The sequence below is a fragment of the Bradyrhizobium agreste genome, from assembly GCF_016031625.1.
Classification (GTDB): domain Bacteria; phylum Pseudomonadota; class Alphaproteobacteria; order Rhizobiales; family Xanthobacteraceae; genus Bradyrhizobium; species Bradyrhizobium agreste.
The window spans coordinates 1-17,595 of sequence record NZ_JACCHP010000045.1 but is presented as its reverse complement, the minus strand read 5'-3'; the positions used below and the strand labels follow the sequence as shown (position 1 = coordinate 17,595).

At 65.2% G+C, this 17,595-nt stretch carries 18 protein-coding genes, 1 pseudogene and 1 riboswitch; of the genes and pseudogenes, 5 read left to right on the top strand and 14 right to left on the bottom strand.

What is annotated here, in order from left to right:
- Positions 1–170 precede the first annotated feature (170 nt).
- From HZZ13_RS35980 to HZZ13_RS35950, 7 genes are all read right to left on the bottom strand, one after another.
- A complete protein-coding gene (locus HZZ13_RS35980) occupies positions 171–941 on the bottom strand; it encodes a zinc metalloprotease (protein WP_197964159.1) in 771 nt (256 codons plus the stop codon).
- A 253-nt stretch (positions 942–1,194) separates the two neighbouring features.
- Entirely contained in the window at positions 1,195–3,093 is a 1,899-nt protein-coding gene (gene thiC, locus HZZ13_RS35975) for a phosphomethylpyrimidine synthase ThiC (protein WP_197964158.1), read from the bottom strand.
- A 164-nt stretch (positions 3,094–3,257) separates the two neighbouring features.
- Positions 3,258–3,866 (bottom strand): thiamine phosphate synthase, encoded by a 609-nt coding sequence (locus HZZ13_RS35970; RefSeq protein ID WP_197964157.1) that lies wholly within the window; start codon positions 3,864–3,866, stop codon positions 3,258–3,260.
- Positions 3,853–4,635 (bottom strand): thiazole synthase, encoded by a 783-nt coding sequence (locus HZZ13_RS35965; protein ID WP_197964156.1) that lies wholly within the window; start codon positions 4,633–4,635, stop codon positions 3,853–3,855. Before HZZ13_RS35965 ends, HZZ13_RS35970 begins: the two co-directional genes overlap by 14 nt.
- Positions 4,636–4,783: 148 nt before the next feature.
- Positions 4,784–4,981 carry a sulfur carrier protein ThiS gene (thiS, locus tag HZZ13_RS35960; RefSeq protein WP_197964155.1) on the bottom strand — a complete coding sequence of 66 codons (198 nt, stop codon included), beginning with the start codon at positions 4,979–4,981 and terminating at the stop codon, positions 4,784–4,786.
- Positions 4,972–5,982: an FAD-dependent oxidoreductase gene (locus HZZ13_RS35955; RefSeq protein WP_197964154.1), complete on the bottom strand. Its 1,011-nt coding sequence runs from the start codon at positions 5,980–5,982 to the stop codon at positions 4,972–4,974. The genes thiS and HZZ13_RS35955 overlap by 10 nt, the downstream gene beginning before the upstream one ends.
- Positions 5,970–6,098, bottom strand: a riboswitch (TPP riboswitch). It overlaps the preceding gene by 13 nt.
- A gap of 193 nt (positions 6,099–6,291) precedes the next feature.
- Positions 6,292–6,837 carry a lytic transglycosylase domain-containing protein gene (locus HZZ13_RS35950; RefSeq protein ID WP_197964153.1) on the bottom strand — a complete coding sequence of 182 codons (546 nt, stop codon included), beginning with the start codon at positions 6,835–6,837 and terminating at the stop codon, positions 6,292–6,294.
- Between the two features lie 230 nt (positions 6,838–7,067).
- Here HZZ13_RS35950 and HZZ13_RS35945 point away from each other — a divergent pair, with 230 nt between their 5' ends.
- Positions 7,068–7,268, top strand: coding sequence for a hypothetical protein (locus tag HZZ13_RS35945; protein ID WP_197964152.1), 201 nt, complete (start codon positions 7,068–7,070; stop codon positions 7,266–7,268).
- A gap of 151 nt (positions 7,269–7,419) precedes the next feature.
- A complete protein-coding gene (locus HZZ13_RS35940; protein WP_197964151.1) occupies positions 7,420–7,947 on the top strand; it encodes a PRC-barrel domain-containing protein in 528 nt (175 codons plus the stop codon).
- Between the two features lie 79 nt (positions 7,948–8,026).
- Here the strand turns inward: HZZ13_RS35940 and HZZ13_RS35935 are convergent, their stop codons facing one another.
- The 7 genes from HZZ13_RS35935 to HZZ13_RS35905 all read right to left on the bottom strand — a co-directional run bounded on the left by HZZ13_RS35935 (position 8,027) and on the right by HZZ13_RS35905 (position 16,041).
- A complete protein-coding gene (locus tag HZZ13_RS35935; RefSeq protein ID WP_197964150.1) occupies positions 8,027–8,857 on the bottom strand; it encodes an ABC transporter permease in 831 nt (276 codons plus the stop codon).
- Positions 8,854–10,116, bottom strand: a complete 1,263-nt coding sequence (locus tag HZZ13_RS35930; RefSeq protein WP_197964149.1) for an ABC transporter permease — start codon at positions 10,114–10,116, stop codon at positions 8,854–8,856. Before HZZ13_RS35930 ends, HZZ13_RS35935 begins: the two co-directional genes overlap by 4 nt.
- Positions 10,117–10,122: 6 nt before the next feature.
- Positions 10,123–11,172: an ABC transporter substrate-binding protein gene (locus tag HZZ13_RS35925; RefSeq protein ID WP_197964148.1), complete on the bottom strand. Its 1,050-nt coding sequence runs from the start codon at positions 11,170–11,172 to the stop codon at positions 10,123–10,125.
- A 60-nt stretch (positions 11,173–11,232) separates the two neighbouring features.
- On the bottom strand, positions 11,233–12,342 hold the full coding sequence (locus tag HZZ13_RS35920; RefSeq protein WP_197964147.1) for an ABC transporter ATP-binding protein: 1,110 nt from the start codon (positions 12,340–12,342) through the stop codon (positions 11,233–11,235).
- 110 nt (positions 12,343–12,452) lie between these two features.
- The gene (locus tag HZZ13_RS35915) at positions 12,453–14,021 is read right to left on the bottom strand and encodes a DUF4403 family protein (RefSeq protein ID WP_197964146.1); all 1,569 of its coding nucleotides are present in this window, start codon (positions 14,019–14,021) and stop codon (positions 12,453–12,455) included.
- Positions 14,022–14,152: 131 nt separating this feature from the next.
- The gene (locus tag HZZ13_RS35910) at positions 14,153–14,791 is read right to left on the bottom strand and encodes a Vgb family protein (RefSeq protein WP_197964145.1); all 639 of its coding nucleotides are present in this window, start codon (positions 14,789–14,791) and stop codon (positions 14,153–14,155) included.
- 29 nt (positions 14,792–14,820) lie between these two features.
- A complete protein-coding gene (locus HZZ13_RS35905) occupies positions 14,821–16,041 on the bottom strand; it encodes a helix-turn-helix domain-containing protein (RefSeq protein ID WP_197964144.1) in 1,221 nt (406 codons plus the stop codon).
- Between the two features lie 137 nt (positions 16,042–16,178).
- Here HZZ13_RS35905 and HZZ13_RS35900 point away from each other — a divergent pair, with 137 nt between their 5' ends.
- From HZZ13_RS35900 to HZZ13_RS35890, 3 genes and pseudogenes are all read left to right on the top strand, one after another.
- The gene (locus HZZ13_RS35900) at positions 16,179–16,973 is read left to right on the top strand and encodes a DUF899 domain-containing protein (RefSeq protein WP_197964160.1); all 795 of its coding nucleotides are present in this window, start codon (positions 16,179–16,181) and stop codon (positions 16,971–16,973) included.
- Positions 16,970–17,248 carry a hypothetical protein gene (locus HZZ13_RS35895; RefSeq protein ID WP_197964143.1) on the top strand — a complete coding sequence of 93 codons (279 nt, stop codon included), beginning with the start codon at positions 16,970–16,972 and terminating at the stop codon, positions 17,246–17,248. The genes HZZ13_RS35900 and HZZ13_RS35895 overlap by 4 nt, the downstream gene beginning before the upstream one ends.
- A gap of 129 nt (positions 17,249–17,377) precedes the next feature.
- Positions 17,378–17,595, top strand: a pseudogene (locus HZZ13_RS35890) (hypothetical protein); the annotation flags it as partial.

Genomic DNA, 17,595 nt, shown 5'->3' with positions numbered 1-17,595 from the left:
GGAGGTCGGGGAGGCGGTGGAGGGTGGAGGTGGGCAAATCATCTATCCGCAGAGTTGCAGCCCGCATGAGCGTCAGTGACATGCGGCTCAGCTGTCAATCCCCGATGTCGCTACGCTCATTCAGGCTACGCTTACTGGCGATCACGATGAGTTAGGGGTTGCTTAGGTGGTTAGCGAAGCGTGCCCCACCAATCGTCCAGCGCCCTACGTGCTGTCACGACCAGTGCCGGGAGCGATCGCCGTTTAACGTTCATGCAGCCAGGGTCGCTCTGCTGTTCTTTTTCCTTGAGGACGCCAGCCGCAACAAACGCGGCACGGTCATCCGGACAAAACTCGGATGATTTTCGATCCAACTCCTCGAGGCTAAGTGGAGTTGAGAGAATGCAGGCACCCGTGCCGCGATGGCCTGTGCGGTACGCGATTGATTTGAGAATCAGCTTGTAAGCGCGGGCCGCCGTGATCTCGTGATCCCACGGCGATTGTAGCCACCAATTGCCAGCGACGATCCGCGCGGTGGAGACGACGCCGACGTGGTAGGACGTCGTTTCGTCGCCAAAGCTCGCGGAAAACGCATAGCGCCAATTCCAGGCCTCGACCTTCAGATCGAACGGAACAAGAAGATACTTGAACGAAGGCGCATTTCCCTCGTCCGCTGTTCGCTGGATGAACCGGTCCGCCACCTTGGTGGCCTCGAATTGGGTGGGCGTTGCGAGCAATTCGGATCCGAGCGGAAGGTCTAGAGCTTGCACAGAGATGGGGGCGGTGAGCACGCGCCGAAGCGCACAAACCAGCGGTTGGACGAAGTCCGTGCGTTTCAAGTCTGACTGGATGTAGAGCACGACTTCCGCAGGTGCGATCGGCCGGGCAACCTCGCGAGGCTGCTCCTGCGCCAGCGCGCCCGACGTCCCAGCGAGCAGGAAGGAAAATATCAGATGGTGCAATCTGTACTTCAAAGGTGCGATACCGCTCGCCTTAGATGTCTTGTTTTCTACCCTATATCGACATCAAATGAACGGGCAACCAAAAGGTGCGGAGGCTTCATAGGTTGGTTAGTGAAGTGCAACCACCATGCAAAAGAAGCAAGCGAATGACGATTTCGCGCTCGCTCATCAAACTACTGCCGATTGCCGCAAACAAAAAAAGACCGGGCGCTTGAGCGCCCGGCCTGTCGTTTGGTGGGTGCGTGCTACAGTCTTACAACACCCGATTACTCTCCTTCACCTTCTCCGCATCCAGATAAACGCTGCTCCCCATTTCCCTGAACTTCGCGCTCATCCTCGCCATGCCGTCCTCGGCCGTCCCGCTCATCGACATCCCCACCGAGTTCGGATCGTTCAGCGTCGCCGCGTAATCCCGCACGTCTTGCGTGATCTTCATCGAGCAGAATTTCGGGCCGCACATCGAGCAGAAATGGGCGACCTTGTGGGCTTCCTTCGGCAGGGTCTCGTCGTGGAAGTTCTTCGCGGTATCAGGATCGAGGCCGAGGTTGAATTGGTCGGTCCAGCGGAATTCAAATCGCGCGCGGGAGAGGGCGTCGTCGCGCAGTTGCGCGGCCGGGTGGCCCTTGGCGAGGTCGGCGGCATGGGCGGCGATCTTGTAGGTGATGACGCCGGTCTTGACGTCGTTGCGATCGGGTAGCCCAAGATGCTCCTTCGGCGTGACGTAGCAGAGCATGGCGCAGCCGAACCAGCCGATCATGGCGGCGCCGATCCCCGAGGTGATGTGGTCGTAGCCCGGCGCGATGTCGGTGGTCAGCGGTCCGAGCGTGTAGAACGGCGCCTCGCCGCACTCTTTCAGCTGCTTGTCCATGTTGATCTTGATCTTGTGCATCGGCACGTGGCCGGGGCCCTCGATCATGACCTGGCAGCCCTTGTCCCACGCGATCTTGGTCAGTTCGCCGAGCGTCTCCAGCTCCGCGAACTGGGCGCGGTCGTTGGCATCCGCGATCGAGCCCGGACGCAGGCCGTCGCCGAGCGAGAACGAGACGTCATACTTGCGCATGAGGTCGCAGATCTCGTCAAAATGCGTATAGAGGAAGCTCTCCTTGTGATGCGCCAGGCACCACTTCGCCATGATCGAGCCGCCGCGGGAGACGATGCCGGTGACGCGGTTGGCGGTGAGGTGGATGTATTGCAGGCGCACGCCGGCGTGGATCGTGAAATAGTCGACGCCCTGCTCGCACTGCTCGATCAAGGTGTCCTTGTAGAGCTCCCAGGTGAGCTTGACCGGATCGCCGTTGCACTTCTCCAGCGCCTGGTAGATCGGCACCGTGCCGATCGGCACCGGCGAGTTGCGCAGGATCCACTCACGGGTGGTGTGGATGTTGCGACCCGTCGAGAGGTCCATCACGGTGTCGGCGCCCCAGCGGATCGCCCACACCATCTTCTCGACCTCCTCCTCGACCGACGAGGTCACCGCCGAGTTGCCGATATTGGCGTTGATCTTGGTCAGGAAGTTGCGGCCGATGATCATCGGCTCGAGCTCGCTATGGTTGATGTTGGAGGGGATGATGGCGCGGCCGCGCGCGATCTCTGAGCGCACGAACTCCGGCGTGATGAAGGCGGGCACCGAGGCGCCAAAACTCTCGCCGTCGGCGAGCGCGGCTTCGGCGCGCTCGAGCTGGGCCTTGCGGCCGAGGTTCTCGCGTTCGGCCACAAAGATCATCTCCTTGGTGATGATGCCGGCGCGGGCGAATTCGAGCTGGGTCACCTTGTGGCCGTCGAGGCCGCGCAACGGCTTGTGATAGGCCGAGAAGGCGCGCGCGGCCTTGTCGGTGGAGACGCTGCCATTGTCCTCCGGCTTGATCTGCCGGCCCTCATATTCCTCGACGCCGCCGCGCTCCAGCACCCATTGCTTGCGGTTGCGGGGCAGGCCGGCGTTGACGTCGATGGTGACGGTGGGGTCGGTGTAGGGGCCAGAGGTGTCGTAGACCGGCAGGTTCGGCTCGCCTGCGCCTTCGGACAGGATGATCTCGCGCAAGGGCACGCGGATGTCCGGCGCGGCATCGGGGGTCGCGAAGATCTTGCGCGAGGAGGGAAGCGGGCCGGTGGTGACGGCGGGGACGGTTTTGTCGGGGTTGGAGCGGATGTTCATGGGATCCTCCGGTTAATTCTGGTGTGCGTGCGTTTGAGCGACGGCGGTGAATTCTTGCTCCATCATTGCGAGGAGCTCTTGCGACGAAGCAATCCAGACTGTCTCCGCGGAGGGATTCTGGATTGCTTCGCTTCGCTCGCAATGACGAGCGGAGAGAATTTCGGTCATGCCGCCTCCTTCGACTGGCCGAGCCATTGCCGCACGCGGGCGTCGGGATCGGCGTTCTGAGTGACGTCGCTGACGACCGCAATCGAATCCGCGCCTGCGGCAAAGATCTCCGCGGCGTGCTCGAACTTGATGCCGCCGATGGCGACCAGCGGGATGGTACCGATGCGCTGCTTCCATTCGGTGATCTTGGGAATGCCCTGTGGCTCGAAGCGCATTGATTTCAGCGTCGTGAAGAAGATCGGGCCGAGCGCGACGTAATCGGGTTTTGCCGCCAGCGCCGTCTCCAATTCGGCATCGTCATGGGTGGAGATACCGAGCTTGAGGCCGGCCTCGCGGATCGCCTTGAGGTCAGCCTCGGCGAGATCCTCCTGGCCGAGATGCAGGTATTTCGCACCGGCGACGATCGCCGCGCGCCAATAATCGTTCACCACCAGCTTGGCCTGCGTGCCTTCAGTGATCGCCAGCGCGTCGGTGACGATCTGCAGGGCCTGCGAGTCGTCGAGCTCCTTGGCGCGCAGCTGGACGGTGCCGACGCCGAGCTTGGTTAGGCGTTCGACCCAGGCCAAGCTGTCGACGACGGGATAGAAGCGATCAGGATACGGCATGCCAGAACGGGGTCCCAACGACAGGGGTGGAGGGCGAGGCGAAGTCGCGGGCGTTCATCAGCCCGGCCTCGTAAGCGGTGCGGCCGGCCTCACAGCCGAGGCGAAAGGCGTTCGCCATCGCGACGGGATCGGCGGCCTTGGCGATGGCGGTGTTGAGCAGCACGGCGTCATAGCCGAGCTCCAGCGCCTGCGCGGCGTGGCTCGGAGCGCCCAAGCCGGCGTCGACCACCAGCGTGATGTCGGGCAGCCGCTCGCGCAACAGCTTCAGCGCGTCGCGGTTGGTGATGCCCTTGGCGCTGCCGATGGGAGCTGCCCACGGCATCACCACCTTGCAGCCCGCGTCGACGAGGCGATTGGCGACCGAGAGATCCTCGGTGCAATAGGGGAACACTTCAAAACCGTCCTTGATCAGGATGCCGGCGGCTTCGACGAGACCAACGACGTCGGGCTGCAGCGTGTCGTTGTCGGCGATCACCTCGAGCTTGATCCAGGACGTCCCGAACAATTCGCGCGCGAGCTTTGCGGTCGTCACCGCCTCGCGCACGGTGCGGCAGCCGGCGGTGTTCGGCAGCACGGTGACGTCGAGCTCGCGGATCAGCTTCCAGAACGCATCGCCGGTCTTGCCGCCGGCGGATTCGCGCCGCAGCGACACCGTGACGATGTTGGCACCGGAGGCGCGGATCGCGTCCTGCATGATCGCGGGCGAAGGATAGAGCGCGCTGCCGATCAAAAGGCGGGAGGGGAAGGTTTTGTTGTAGAAGGTCACCATGATGAAGTCCCCGTCATTCCGGACGGGCCGCGGTACGCGGTCCGATCCGGAATCTCGAAGTTATGGCGCGAGATTCCGGGTTCACGCTTCGCGTGCCCCGGAATGACGAGCCAAAAAGAGCCGTCGTCGGCAAGCGTGCGCGCCATCCTCACCCTCCCTGCCGCGGCGTGATGATTTCGATCTCGTCGCCGGCCTTCAGACTCGTCTCGGCCCAGCGGCTTTTCGGCACGACGTCGTAATTGAGCGCGATGGCGAAATGGCTGCCTTCGTAGTCGAGCTCGGCGAGCAGCGCGTCGACGCTGGCTGAAGCCACCTCGCGCTGCTCGCCGTTCACGATCACGCGCATTGCATCACCTCGTTGTCGATCTGGCCGCGCTCGACATACGCGAGCGTCAGCTCGGCGAGCGCAGGGGCGATCAGGAAGCCGTGACGGTAGAGGCCGTTGACGCTGATCCTGCCGCCGCGAATGCCGATGCGCGGCAAATTGTCGGGAAAGGCAGGCCGAAGCCCCGAGCCGAACTCGAGGATGCGCGCCTCGCCGAATGCGGGGTGCACGGTGTAGGCGGCGCCCAGGAGCTCCAGCGCTGAGCGCACGCTGACGCCGGTGTCTTCGGTCTCGATCGAGGTCGCGCCGAGCATGAAGAGGCCATGCTCGCGCGGGATCACGTAGAGCGGCCAGCGCGGATGGATCAGCCGCACCGGACGCGCCAGCTGCACCTCGTCGGTCTCGATCAGGATCATCTCGCCCTTGACGCCGCGAAGCTGAGGGTGCTCGTCGCGGGCACTGATGCCGCGGCAGTCGATCACGATGCCGTCCAGCTCGCTCGGGGTGACGTCGCTGCAGAACTTGATGGTGCCGCCGGCGGCGCGGATGCGCTCGTGCAGTTTCGGCAGGACGCGGCGCGGCTCGACATGGCCCTCGGCCGGGAAGAACAGCGCGTCGCGGAAGCGGCCCTCCAGCGACGGCTCGAGTGCGCCAAGGCCGGCGGCATCGAGCCGGCGGTGATCCTCGGTCATGCGCGCGAAGCGCTCGAAATCGTTGCGCTCGCGCGGGTGGGCCACGACCAGCGAGCCGTTGAACGGCGTATCCGGCAGCTCGCGCCGCCAGAGATCGAGCGAGCGCAGGCCCAGGCGGCTGATGATGGGTTCGGCGATTTCGGCCTCGCAATAGGGCGCGAGCATGCCGCCGGCCCAATGGCTGGTGGCATCCGTCATCGCCTCGTCACCGCGCTCGTGCAAGGTGACGGCGTGACCGGCCTGTGCGAACAGCAGCGCCTGCCAGGCGCCTGCGATGCCTGCGCCGATGATGGATACCGGAGAATCCGGTCGGTTGATGGTCTGCAACATCCCTGTCCCTTCGCCGGCATGACCCGGATCAGGTTCAAAGGGTCACCGCGGTCCTGGGCGGTATTGCCCATTTAGCGGTATCTCAGCTCCTCCTCGGAGCACCCCTCGGAACAGTGGTAATGTATGCCAGTGGGGTAGGGTGGTCAACGCGTGTTGGCCCGGAACCCACCGTTGCCCCGGACGCGATGCAGCGCGCCGCCTCTTGGCGGCGTGATGCGTCGCAGAGCCGGGGCCCATCGTTGCGGAGATACTGGGTCCCGGCTCTACGACGCAACGCTCGCGCGTTGCGTCTTGTCCGGGACACGAGAGCTACTTCAGCGCCTGCGCCCGCGCGTTGCGGACGCGCTGGGCGAGCTTCCTGTGCGCCGGCGCGGCGAACATCGGCTGCGGGTTGCCGTTCGGCTCGAGCCAGGGCTGACCCATGGTCTCGCCTGCATGGGCGACCTGGGCGGCCTCCTGCCGCTGGCGCTTTGCAGCGTAGTAATAGCCGCCCGCGAAATAACGCACGGCTCGCGCGTGATCGCCATTGGCGGCGCGGTAGGCGCCGGCGAGGTACTTCACGGCGTAGGTGAGGTTGGTGTTGGGATCGCGCAGGCCCGCAGCATCGCCGGTGTAGCCGACCCCGCGCGCGGTCGCGAGCTTGATCTGCATCAGCCCGATGGTGCCGCCGCGGCCGACGAGGTGCGGCTGATAGCGGCTTTCGCGCATGATGACGCGATGCACCAGCGCCTCCGGCACGCCATTGGCGCGGGCATGGGCGGCAACCATCCCGGCGTATTCGGCTTCGCCGGCAATCGCGGCTTGCGGCAACGCCAATCCGGCCGCGAGCAGCGCGACAATGCGTAAGATTTTCATCGAAATATTCCTCGGCAGAACGGACCCGCACCCCAGCGCGTTAGGCCGTGGGAACACGGCGATGATGTGGCGAAATGTCACCAGCGGCGATTTCGCCGGCTCGTCGCTTTTACGACTTAAACCTGGGTTAAGCTCGGAGTTGGTGGCGCGCGTTACGCGACGGCGGCCTGTCCATTTCGCGCATTCGCCCAACAATCGCTAACTCAAAGCCAGCACTCGGGAGGACGTCCATGACCCCTGTAGACATCGACGACATTCCCAGGCAGAACCCTTGTGCACAATGTGGCACACCGATTCCCTTCCCTGACTGGATCGAGCCGGGCGAGGGGCGCGTCTCCTATCTCTGGACCTGCCACGCCTGCAATTACCGTTTCGAGGCGGTGGCGATCTTCCCGCACGAGGCCATCAAGCACCCGCCGCTCGCGGCGTAAGGGGCGCTCACACGAACCGTGCACCGCAAAATGTTCCTGAGTGACGCAGGAACAGTTCGCGCATGGCGCAACGAAATTGCGGCGCGCACGGAACTGCGCTTCGTCAAGGCGGTTCTCCCCGCATGAGTTTTCTGTGAAGGAGAGGACAACCATGTTGATGAAATCGATCGTCACCGGCCTTGCCGGTACCGCCCTGCTCGCGACCGTCGCGTTCGCGCAAGCGCCGACCGCCACCACCGACAAGGCGGCCCCTGCGGCCACCGCAACGACCACGACCGCGCACGATCAGTGGCGCATCTCGAAAATGTCGGGCGTGAAGGTCTATAACGAGGCCAACGAGAACATCGGCTCGATCAACGACCTCTTGATGGACAAGAGCGGTAACGTCAAGATCGCCGTGATCGGCGTCGGCGGCTTCCTCGGCATGGGCGAACATCTGGTTGCAGTGCCCTACGAGAAGCTGAAGTTCGTCAACGAGCCCGTCGCCTATAGCGGCACGGCGGCCACCAACCCGCCCGGTCGGCCGGCCACGACCACGACGACGGGCGCAGCGACCGGCACCGACAGGCCTGCGGCGACCGCGACGTCGACCGCGTCGAAATGGTACCCGGATCACGCCGTGTTCAACGCGAGCAAGGACGAGCTGAAGAACATGCCCGAGTTCAAGTACTCGGAGTAATGCGGCTCGCGTAACTGGCTGAACGAAGCGCGCCTGGTTTTCACCGGGCGCGCTGTCGTGTCTTCGCCCTCCCGCGTCCTCAACCCCCGCTGCCCTTGAGCCGCTCGTTGCGCCGGCGCAGGGCTTCCAGGGTGGCGAGGAGGATGACCGAGATCGTCGTCAAGATCACGGCCGCGGCCGTGATGGTCGGGCTGATGTTCTCGCGGATGCCGCTGAACATCTCGCGCGGCAGGGTGCGCTGCTCGGGACCTGCCATGAACAGCACGATCACCACCTCGTCGAAGCTGGTCGCGAAGGCGAAGAGCGCGCCTGACGCCAGACCGGGCAGGATCAACGGCAGGATCACGCGGCGGAACGCCTGAAGCGGCGAGGCGCCGAGTGAGGCGGCGGCGCGGGCCAGATTGGTGTCGAAGCTCTGCAGCGTTGCACCGACCGTGATCACCACGAAGGGTGTCGCCAGCGCGGTGTGGGCCAGGATCAGGCCGAGATAGCTGCCGGTGAGGCCAATCGGCGCGAAGAAGAAGTACAGGCCGACCGCGGTGATCACCCCGGGCACCACCACCGGCGACAGCACGAAGGCCAGCACGAGCGGTTTGAACCGGCTCTTCCATTGCGCCAGCCCCAGTGCGGCCGTCGTGCCGAGCACCATGGACAGCAGCGTCGAGGCGATGCCGATGATCATGCTGTTCTTGAGCGAGTTCATCCAGCGCGGCGAACTGATGAAGTCGTCATACCAGCGCAAGGAAAAGCCCGGCAGCGGATAGGTGAGGTACGAGCCGGAACTGAACGACAGCGGCATGATCGCAAGGATCGGCGCCATCAGGAAAATGAACACCAGGGTGGAGACGACAACGGTTGCGGCCCACGCGATGCGTTGGCTCGGCGTGCGCAAGGAGGAATTGTCGCTCAATTCTTCATCCCTCCCGTGACCTGCTGGCCCTGCACCAGCTTGCCGTAGACGAGGGCGAGCAGAACGGTCGCCAGCAGCAGCACCGCACCCAGCGCCGAAGCAAGGCCCCAATTGGCCGTCTCGGTCGTGTAGAGCGCGATGAAGTAGCTGATCATCTGGTCGGCGGCGCCGCCGACGAGGGCCGGCGTGATGTAGTAGCCGAGCGCCAGGATGAAGACGAGCAGGCTTCCCGCGCCGATGCCGGGCAGGGTCTGCGGCAGATAGATCCGTAAGAAAGCAGTGAGGGGCGGCGCGCCGAGCGAGGCGGCAGCACGCATGTAGGCGGGCGAGATCGCCTTCATGCTGCTGTACAGCGGCAGGATCATGAACGGCAGCAGAACGTGGGTCATGGCGACGCAGACACCGAAGCGGTTGTAGATCAGGCGCAAGGGTGCGTCGATGAAGCCGAGCCAGAGCAGGCTGTCGTTGACGACGCCCTTGCTCTGCAACAGGACGATCCAGGCGCAGGTGCGAACCAGCAGCGACGTCCAGAACGGCAGCAGCACGAAGATCATCAAGAGGTTCGACTTACCCGGCGGCAACGTCGCCAGGAGGTAGGCGACCGGAAAGCCGAGGATCAGGCAGAGGACCGTGACACCGAGGCTGATGAGAAAGGTGCGGAGGAAAATGTCGCGGTAGATGGCCTGATCCGGTGGTGCGGCGACGATCGCGCCGTCCGCGTTTCGCGTCAGGTCCAGCGCGGCGAGCAGGTAGAAGCCGGTGATCGGGCCGCCGGCGTCCTTGATCGTGGTCCAGGTGGCGCGTTCGCGCCAGGCCGGGTTGATCTTGCCCAGCGTCTCCTTGGCCGTACCAGGCTCCGGCACCGCCTTCAGATTGCGTGCCGTGCTGGTCAGGATCGTGCGGAAGCCGTTGAGCGCGTAGTTGAGCCGTTTGGCCGCGATCGCGATGGTGCCGGCGGCGCGCGCCGCCAGGATGTCGCTTGCCAGCGCCGCATAGGCCTTTTCATCCGGCAGGTCCTTGCCGTCCCAGCTGGCGAGCGCCGCGACCGTTTGCGGCAGGACCTGGCGCACCTCCCAATCCTCGACCGAGCGCCACAGCATGCCGGCGATGGGACCTGCGAAGGTGAAGAGCAGAAACAACAGAAGCGGCAGGACCAGCGCCAATGCCTTGGCCTGGCGTGTCCGCTCAGCACGCCTCAATCGGCGTTTGAGCGGCACCTCGGTCGACGCATTGGCGCCAGTCAGGAGCGCGTTCGTCATTGATCGCTATTTCGCGGCCCATTTGTTGAAGCGCTCGGTCAGGCGATCGATGTTCTCGAGCCAGAAGGCCACGTTGATCTCGACCGCGTTCTTGATGTTGTCAGGCGCGGTCGGCAGGTCCTTCAGGACGGCGGGCGCGAGCCGGCCGGCGGCGTCCTTGTTCGAGGTGCCGTAAGCAATGTTCTCCGACAGCTTGGACTGGTTCTCCGCCTTGCCGACGAAATCCAGGTACTTGTAGGCCGCGTCCTTGTTCGGGCTCCCCTTCAGGATGACCCAGCTGTCGAGCGTGAACAGCGCGCCGTCCCACACCATGCCGAAGTTCTTCTTCTCGTTCTTGTTCGCGGTGTCGATGCGGCCATTGTAGACCGAGGTCATCGCCACCTCGCCGGAGGCGAGCAATTGCGGCGGCTGCGCGCCGGCCTTCCACCAGACGAGGTCGCCCTTGATGGTGTCGAGCTTCTTGAAGGCGCGCTCGATGCCTTCGTCGGTCGCCAGCACCTTGTAGACGTCCTTTGGCGCGACGCCGTCGGCCATGAGGGCGATCTCCAGCGTGGTCTTCGGACCCTGACGCAGGGCGCGCTTGCCCGGAATCTTCTTGGTGTCGAAGAAGTCGGCCCAGCCTTTCGGAGCCTCCTTCAGCTTGTCCTTGTCGTAGCCGAGGACGAAATCGTAGAGGATGGCGCCGACGCCGCAAGGATTGACCGCCGGCGGGATATAGGCGGCCTCGCCGCCGATCTTGGAATAGTCGAGCTTCTCGAACAGGCCCTCTTCGCAGCCGACCGCGAGTTCATCGCTCTCGACCTGGACGACGTCCCAGGTGGCGGCGCCTCCTTGCACCTTGGCGCGCAGCACGCCGACGCCGCCGTCCCAGGATTCGTCGTTCATCGCGATGCCGGACGCTTTCTTGAAGGGTTCGAAATAGACCTTCTTCTGGGCCTCCTGATACGCACCGCCCCACGAGACGACGGTGAGGTCACGCGCCTCTGCGACATTGGCCAGCTCAGCACTGGCGCCCAATGCCACGGCGAAACCCAGAGCAATCTTGCGCTTCAACATGGTCTTCGTTCCTTCTTCATGTGAGTTGCGTAGACATTGATTGTTTCGGCTGCCGTTCGATCAGACGGGATCGAGGGCGAGGCAGTCCTCCGGGCGGAAGGTGATGAACACGCTTTCGCCAGGTTTTAGGCTGTGATGCGCCCCGGGCTGAAGCTTCACCATGAACTCGGCGTTGTCGGCCACATCCAGCACGGCAAGCGCGTGGTCGCCGAGATAGATGGTGTTCTGGACTCTCGCCGGCAGCCGGTTCGGTCCCTCGCCCGAACTGCCATTCGGGACGATTGCGACCCGCTCCGGCCGCACCGACAGGGAGGTCGATGCGCCCGCGCCTGACACGTTGATCGCCCGCGCGGCGACGGTGCCGCCACCGGCCAGCGCGACGCGGCAATAATCCCGTTCGACGGTTTCCACGGTGCCGGCGAGCACGTTGTTCTCGCCGATGAAGTGGGCGACGAAGCTGTTCACGGGATGCTCATACAGCGCGTCGGGACGGTCGATCTGTTGCACGATGCCGTCGTTGAATACGGCGATGCGGTCCGACATCGTGAGCGCTTCGCTCTGGTCGTGGGTGACGTAGACGATCGTGATGCCCATCGTCTCGTGCAGCTGCTTGATCTCCAGCTGCATCTGCTCGCGCAGCCGTTTGTCGAGCGCGCCGAGGGGCTCGTCCATCAGCACGAGCTGCGGATTGAACACCAGTGCGCGAGCCAGCGCCACCCGCTGCTGCTGACCGCCGGACAGCTGCCCGGGCCGCCGGTGGGCCAGGCTTTCCATCTTGATCATGCGCAGCGCCGCGCTGACGCGCTCTTGCGTTTCCGCCTTGCTCGACTTGCGAACCGATAGCGGGAAGGCGATGTTTTCCGCGATCGTCAGGTGCGGAAACAGCGCGTAGTTCTGGAACACCATGCCGATGTCGCGCCTGTGCGGCGGCACGTTCTTGATCGGCCGCTCGCTAAGGTAGATCTCGCCGTGGGTCGGCACCTCGAAGCCGGCCAGCATCATCAGCGTCGTCGTCTTGCCCGATCCCGAGGGACCGAGCAGGGTGATGAACTCGCCCTTCCTGATGTCGAGATCGAGGTTCTTCACCACGAGATGCTCGCCATCATAGGTCTTCTGAATGCCGGAAAAACGCACCAGCGCCGGCGCAGGCATGACCGTGCCGGCTTCCATGTTGTCCTCGCGATGTCCCCTACAATGCGTTTGCGAGATTAGCATCCTGCGGCGAGAATGCCAGCGGCGCAAGCGACGAGGACGTGTGCGGGTCCGGTGAGTAGGGCGCGCTACATCCCCGACAGCTTCGTCACGAATACGTTCAGCGAGCCGCCGGCTTCCGCGACCACGCGCAGGGTCTTGGAATCGAAGGCGATGTCGGCGAGAGTGAGGCTCTCGATCCTGGCCTCGACCTTGAGGCCGTCCTCGCTCTTCTGGTAGTCGGCGATTGCGGCGGCGATCTTCTCGCGGGCGTTGGCGGCGATCGGCTTCAGATCGAGATTTGCCTTCTGCAGCAACGCCTGCTGCATCTGCGGCACCACCGCGCGCGCCGCGGCGCCCAACAGGCCGAACGCCGCCTCGGATTCCACGGCGAGCTGGATGTCGGTGAGCCGCAGCGTCTGCTGCGCCTGGTCGAGCACCGGCCGGCCCCAGATGTGCACATTCGCCTCGGCGCCGAGGCCGAACCAGCTCTTCTTCTCCTTGGCCTGCACCAGAAGCGCGATCAGCAGCCGGTCGCCCGAGGGGACGACGTTGGCGCTCTTGACGGTGACGTCGACCGGGCCGGAGCCGTCCTCGGGATAGGTGCGGCCGACCATCTGTGCGGTGATCAGCTTGTTGATCTCGGTGAAGGGCACGTCGATCGGCACGCCGATGTTCACGCCTGTCCCGGTCGGCGGCACGATCGAGATCTTGTCGGGAAACGGGCAGTCGGGCTTGGTCGGCGTCGAGGTCACGCGTGTCTCGGCTTCGAGGCCGAGCAGCAAGGTCACGGCCTGCGCATCGACGCGCGGCTGCGCCGCGATCGCGCGCACCGGCTTCATCTCGAGCCAGAGCGGCGGCAGCGCCTCCGAGGCGCTGGATCCTTGCAGCGGGATCGAACGGCAGGCCTTGATCCATTGCGCTTTGGCATTCTCGCGCAGGCTGGGATCGTTGCGGATGCGCTCGGAGACGGCGTTGATCTGCTCGCCGACGGTCTTGTCGATCAGCGGCTTCACCTGCGCGGGCACGTTGACCTTGGCGCCGGCGACGTTGACGTTGGTGTCGCCGAGATTGACCTGGGCGCCGAGATTGGGCTCCAGATGCCAGGCGGCGGCAAGCTTCGGGCGCGAGGTGACGACGACGTTGCCCTTGATCTCCGCGCTCGCGTTCAGGTTCTTGATGTTGACCGCGCCGATCCGCTTCGCGGCGTCGCCGCCGAGCACGCTGCCGAGTGCATCGCCAAGCGCGCCCGTGGCCTTCGAGGACAGCGAGCCCGTCACGTTGAGCTTGCCGGTGAGCGGCGTCGAGATCGTCAGCACGTCCTTGTCGCCGTTTGCCGCCATCGGGCCGCGGACGGCGGACCAGCCGATATCGGCGTTCTCAAGGATCTGCGAAATCGGGTTGTCGGCCTTCCCGGCGAAATTGCGCGGCGCGGCCTTCTCGGCCTGCTCGCGGATCGCCTGCAGCGCGATGGCGACCGGCGCGATCACGATGGAGCTCTTCGAGGCCGGCGGCAGCGGCGGCAGCTGCGCGACAGGCGGCGCCGAATTCGTCGCGCGCGGCGACAGCAGGTCCATCGCCTTCAGGCTGATGAAGAACGACGCCGCGAGCACTGCGACGCCGATCAGGATAGTCTTCAGATTCCACGTCAGACGCATCAATCCCCCAAGCCGCCCGGGCGGGGATTCTACAGGGCGGGCGAGCAGGGCGCTAGAGCGCACCCGTTGGGTGGAATTGGGGCGAACAGGTTAACGATTGCGAAACGCGCCGTTGCCGCATTTCTCAGGGGCTAGCCGTGCCGCGGACGGCGGACTGCTCTGACTTTGCCGCGATCTCCGCCGCCGCAATAGAAGCGGTCACCACCGTCGGACTCCAGCCCCGACACCATGGTGCCTGCGGGCATGTCGAGCTGCTCCAGCACCTTGCCCGTGTCGGGATCGACCCGCCTGATGTCGCTGTCCTCGCCTTCCCAGGTGCCGTGCCAGAGCTCGCCGTCGACCCAGGTCACGCCGGTCACGAAGCGTTTGCTCTCGATGGTGCGGAGGATCTTCCCCGTTTCGGGATCGATCTGATGGATCTTGCGCTCGCGATATTGTCCGACCCAGAGCGAGCCCTCGGCCCAGGCAAGGCCGGAATCGCCGCCGCCGCCGGGGGCCGGAATGGTGCTGAGCACCTTGCCCGAGGCCGCATCGATCTTCTGAATGCGGTCCTCGGCGATCTGGAACAGGTGTCTTCCGTCGAACGCCGTTCCCGCATGCGCGGCGACGTCGATGGAGCGCGCGATCTTGCCGTCGGCCGGATCGACCGCATTCAACTTGTCGCCGGATGCGAACCAGACATGCTTGCCGTCATAAGTGACGCCATGCACGGCCTCGACGCCTGGAAAAGGCCCATACTCCGTGACGATCTCTGCGGCAGAACGTTTCATGTGCTCGATCCCTGTGCTCAACGCGCATCCTACGTCTTCAGGAGCGGCGTGGGGAGTAACAAGCCTGTCGGGAAACCCGGAACGGGCGGCGTCATCCAGCGGCGCGCCCGTCCGTGTCCGAACGACTGCACCTTGCCCGACCGCGCCAGCTCGTCGAGCGCGCGCTGCACGGTGCGCGGACTGATGCGAAGCGCAAGTGCGAGCGCCGAGCTCGACCATGGCTCGCCGTCGGCAAGAAAGGCGAGGATGGCGGCATGCTTCTCCTCAATGGGCCGCGCCAGCACGAGGACGTCGCGCGTCTTCCGCGGCGCCAGCACGAAGCCTTGCTTCGTCGCACTGATATCGGCCAGCGGCTCGAGCTTGGTGCGGAGCCGTCCGATCTCGACGCGCAAGCGCGCGCGGTGCGATTCGTCGGCGTGCCTGGCCTGGAAGGCGCCCGAGATCAGCGTCTCGCGCGAGACATCCGCAGGCCATGCCTGCGCCAGCAGACGCGCGAGCGCGAACAGCACGGGGCGCGTTCCGAGCGACACCGCGACGCCTTGCCTGCGCACCTGGTGATGGAAGGTGTCCACGACGAGCGCCGTCGAGGTCGCCAGCCGTTCGACCTCTCCCACCAACAACGGATGCTCGCTGCCGCGCGCGATCAGGCGTGCTGCCGGCGTGTCGAGGATCAGGTTGGCGCTGTCGACCTCGGCCACGAGCGCCGGGATGTTGGCAAGGCGTGCCGCGTGAGCTGCGCGGCTGAGCGCCGTGCGCGCGTCTTTCGTTCTGAGCCGCCTGATGGCGATGCCGGCGAGCACGAGCTCGCGGACGACCTGGGACGCGGGCGGGAGCGTCGCAGGACGGACGTCGGCGAGCGTGCGCTCGGCCTCGTCGAGGCGCCCGACCAGAAGCAGACGGCGCGCCTCGATATGGCCCGCATGGGCGGCATTGACGAGATCGCCGTGGTTTTCGAGCGTCGCGCGTGCCACCGCGAGCGTCTTCACCGGCCAGTTCAGATCGCGCGAGACCAGCGCGATCTCGGCTTCGGCCACCAGGCACCTTGCGCGAGCCGCCGCCTCGCGCGGACCGAAGGCGCGCGCGGCGGTGCGCAGCAGCGACTTGGCCTTGGCGAGATCGCCGAGCTGCGCCATCGCGATGCCGCGCAACGCCAGCGACGGCGCATCGTTGCGCAGCGCGACGCGGTTCAGGGCGCCGAGCGGATCGCCGGCTTCGAGCGCGCGCGCAGCGGCAGTGATCAGCGACTCCATGTCAATCCCGCCACACTTGTTACTCCCACCGCGCGCCGGCTTGGTGCCAGAAGTCGTGCACGGCCGACGATGTGCGGCGGGCGGTTCCGGCGTGGCGGGGCGCGTAACGGCGGCCGCGGCAAGACATTTGGAGAGTGATCATGACATCGACTAAAAAAGTAGGGACCAACGGACAGACCGCCATGCAGACACCGCCGGTGGTGTCGCCGCAGGACTGGGAGGCGGCCCGTCTGCAGCTGCTCGTGAAGGAGAAGGCGCATACCCGTGCCCGCGACGCCCTGGCCGCCGAGCGGCGCCGCATGCCGTGGATGGCGGTCGACAAAACCTATGCGTTCGAGGGGCCCGGCGGCAAGCTCAGTCTGCACGACCTGTTCCAGGGCCGGCGGCAGCTGATCGTGTATCGCGCCTTCTTCGAGCCCGGCGTGTTCGGCTGGCCCGATCACGCCTGCCGCGGCTGCTCCATGGTGGCCGACCAGGTCGCCCATGTCTCGCATTTGAATGCCCGCGACACCACGCTTGTGTTCGCCTCGCGCGCGCCCCAGGCCGACATCATCAGGCTGAAGCAGCGAATGGGCTGGACCATGCCCTGGGTCACCATCACCGACAGTTTCGACGCCGATTTCGGCGTCGGCGAATGGCACGGCACCAACGTGTTCTACCGCGACGGCGACCGCATCTTCCGCACCTATTTCGTCAAGAGCCGCGGCGACGAGCAGATGGGCGGCACCTGGAACTATCTCGACATCACCCCGCTCGGCCGCCAGGAGGTGTGGGAGGACTCGCCGGAAGGCTATCCGCAGACTCCGACCTACAAATGGTGGAATTGGCACGACAGCTACTCGGAAGGTGCGGCGCCCGATCAGCGATGGGTGGAGATCTCGGACGCCGGCGAGAAAGCCTTCCGCGAGGAGGCGGCGGGAGAACGGCAATGACCGGTCCGGTCAGCGCGGTCCCTGGCGCCAGCCCCGACGGCGTCGCGGCCGCGCGCCACCTCGCCAGATGGCTGGCGCTGGCGGCGACGCCGACCTTCGCGATCATGGCCGTGCTGACGGCCATGATCGGCGGTGGCCCGGCGGACATGCTGTGCGGCGCCGGGCAGGGCTCTCTGCTCGGCGGGATGGTGCCGATGTATCTCTTGATGAGCGCGTTTCATGCTGCGGCGTGGCTGAGATTGATCGCGGAGCGGCGGGGCGCGGTCAACCGGTAAGGGGGGGCGGTGTGAACGCCTCGTCCTTCGAGACGCGCGCGAGGGCGCGCTCCTCAGATCCTATGGGGCGGCGGGTGGTCAAGAGAGGTTAGGATTGGATTGCAAACCACCCAGCCTCGGAGGACCAAGATGATCAAGCTCGATCGCATTGACGCACCCGCCACGGCGGAGCATGCCACGGTTTACCTGGCTTTTGAACTGAGCAAAGCGAAATGGAAGCTCGGCGTGTTGCTGCCGGGCTCACAGAAGCTGAGCCGGTACACGATTGGTGGCGGTGATCTGGTGGCCTTGGCAGCGCGGCTTGCAGACGTGCGCAAGAAGGCTGCCGCGGATGGACGGCCGATACG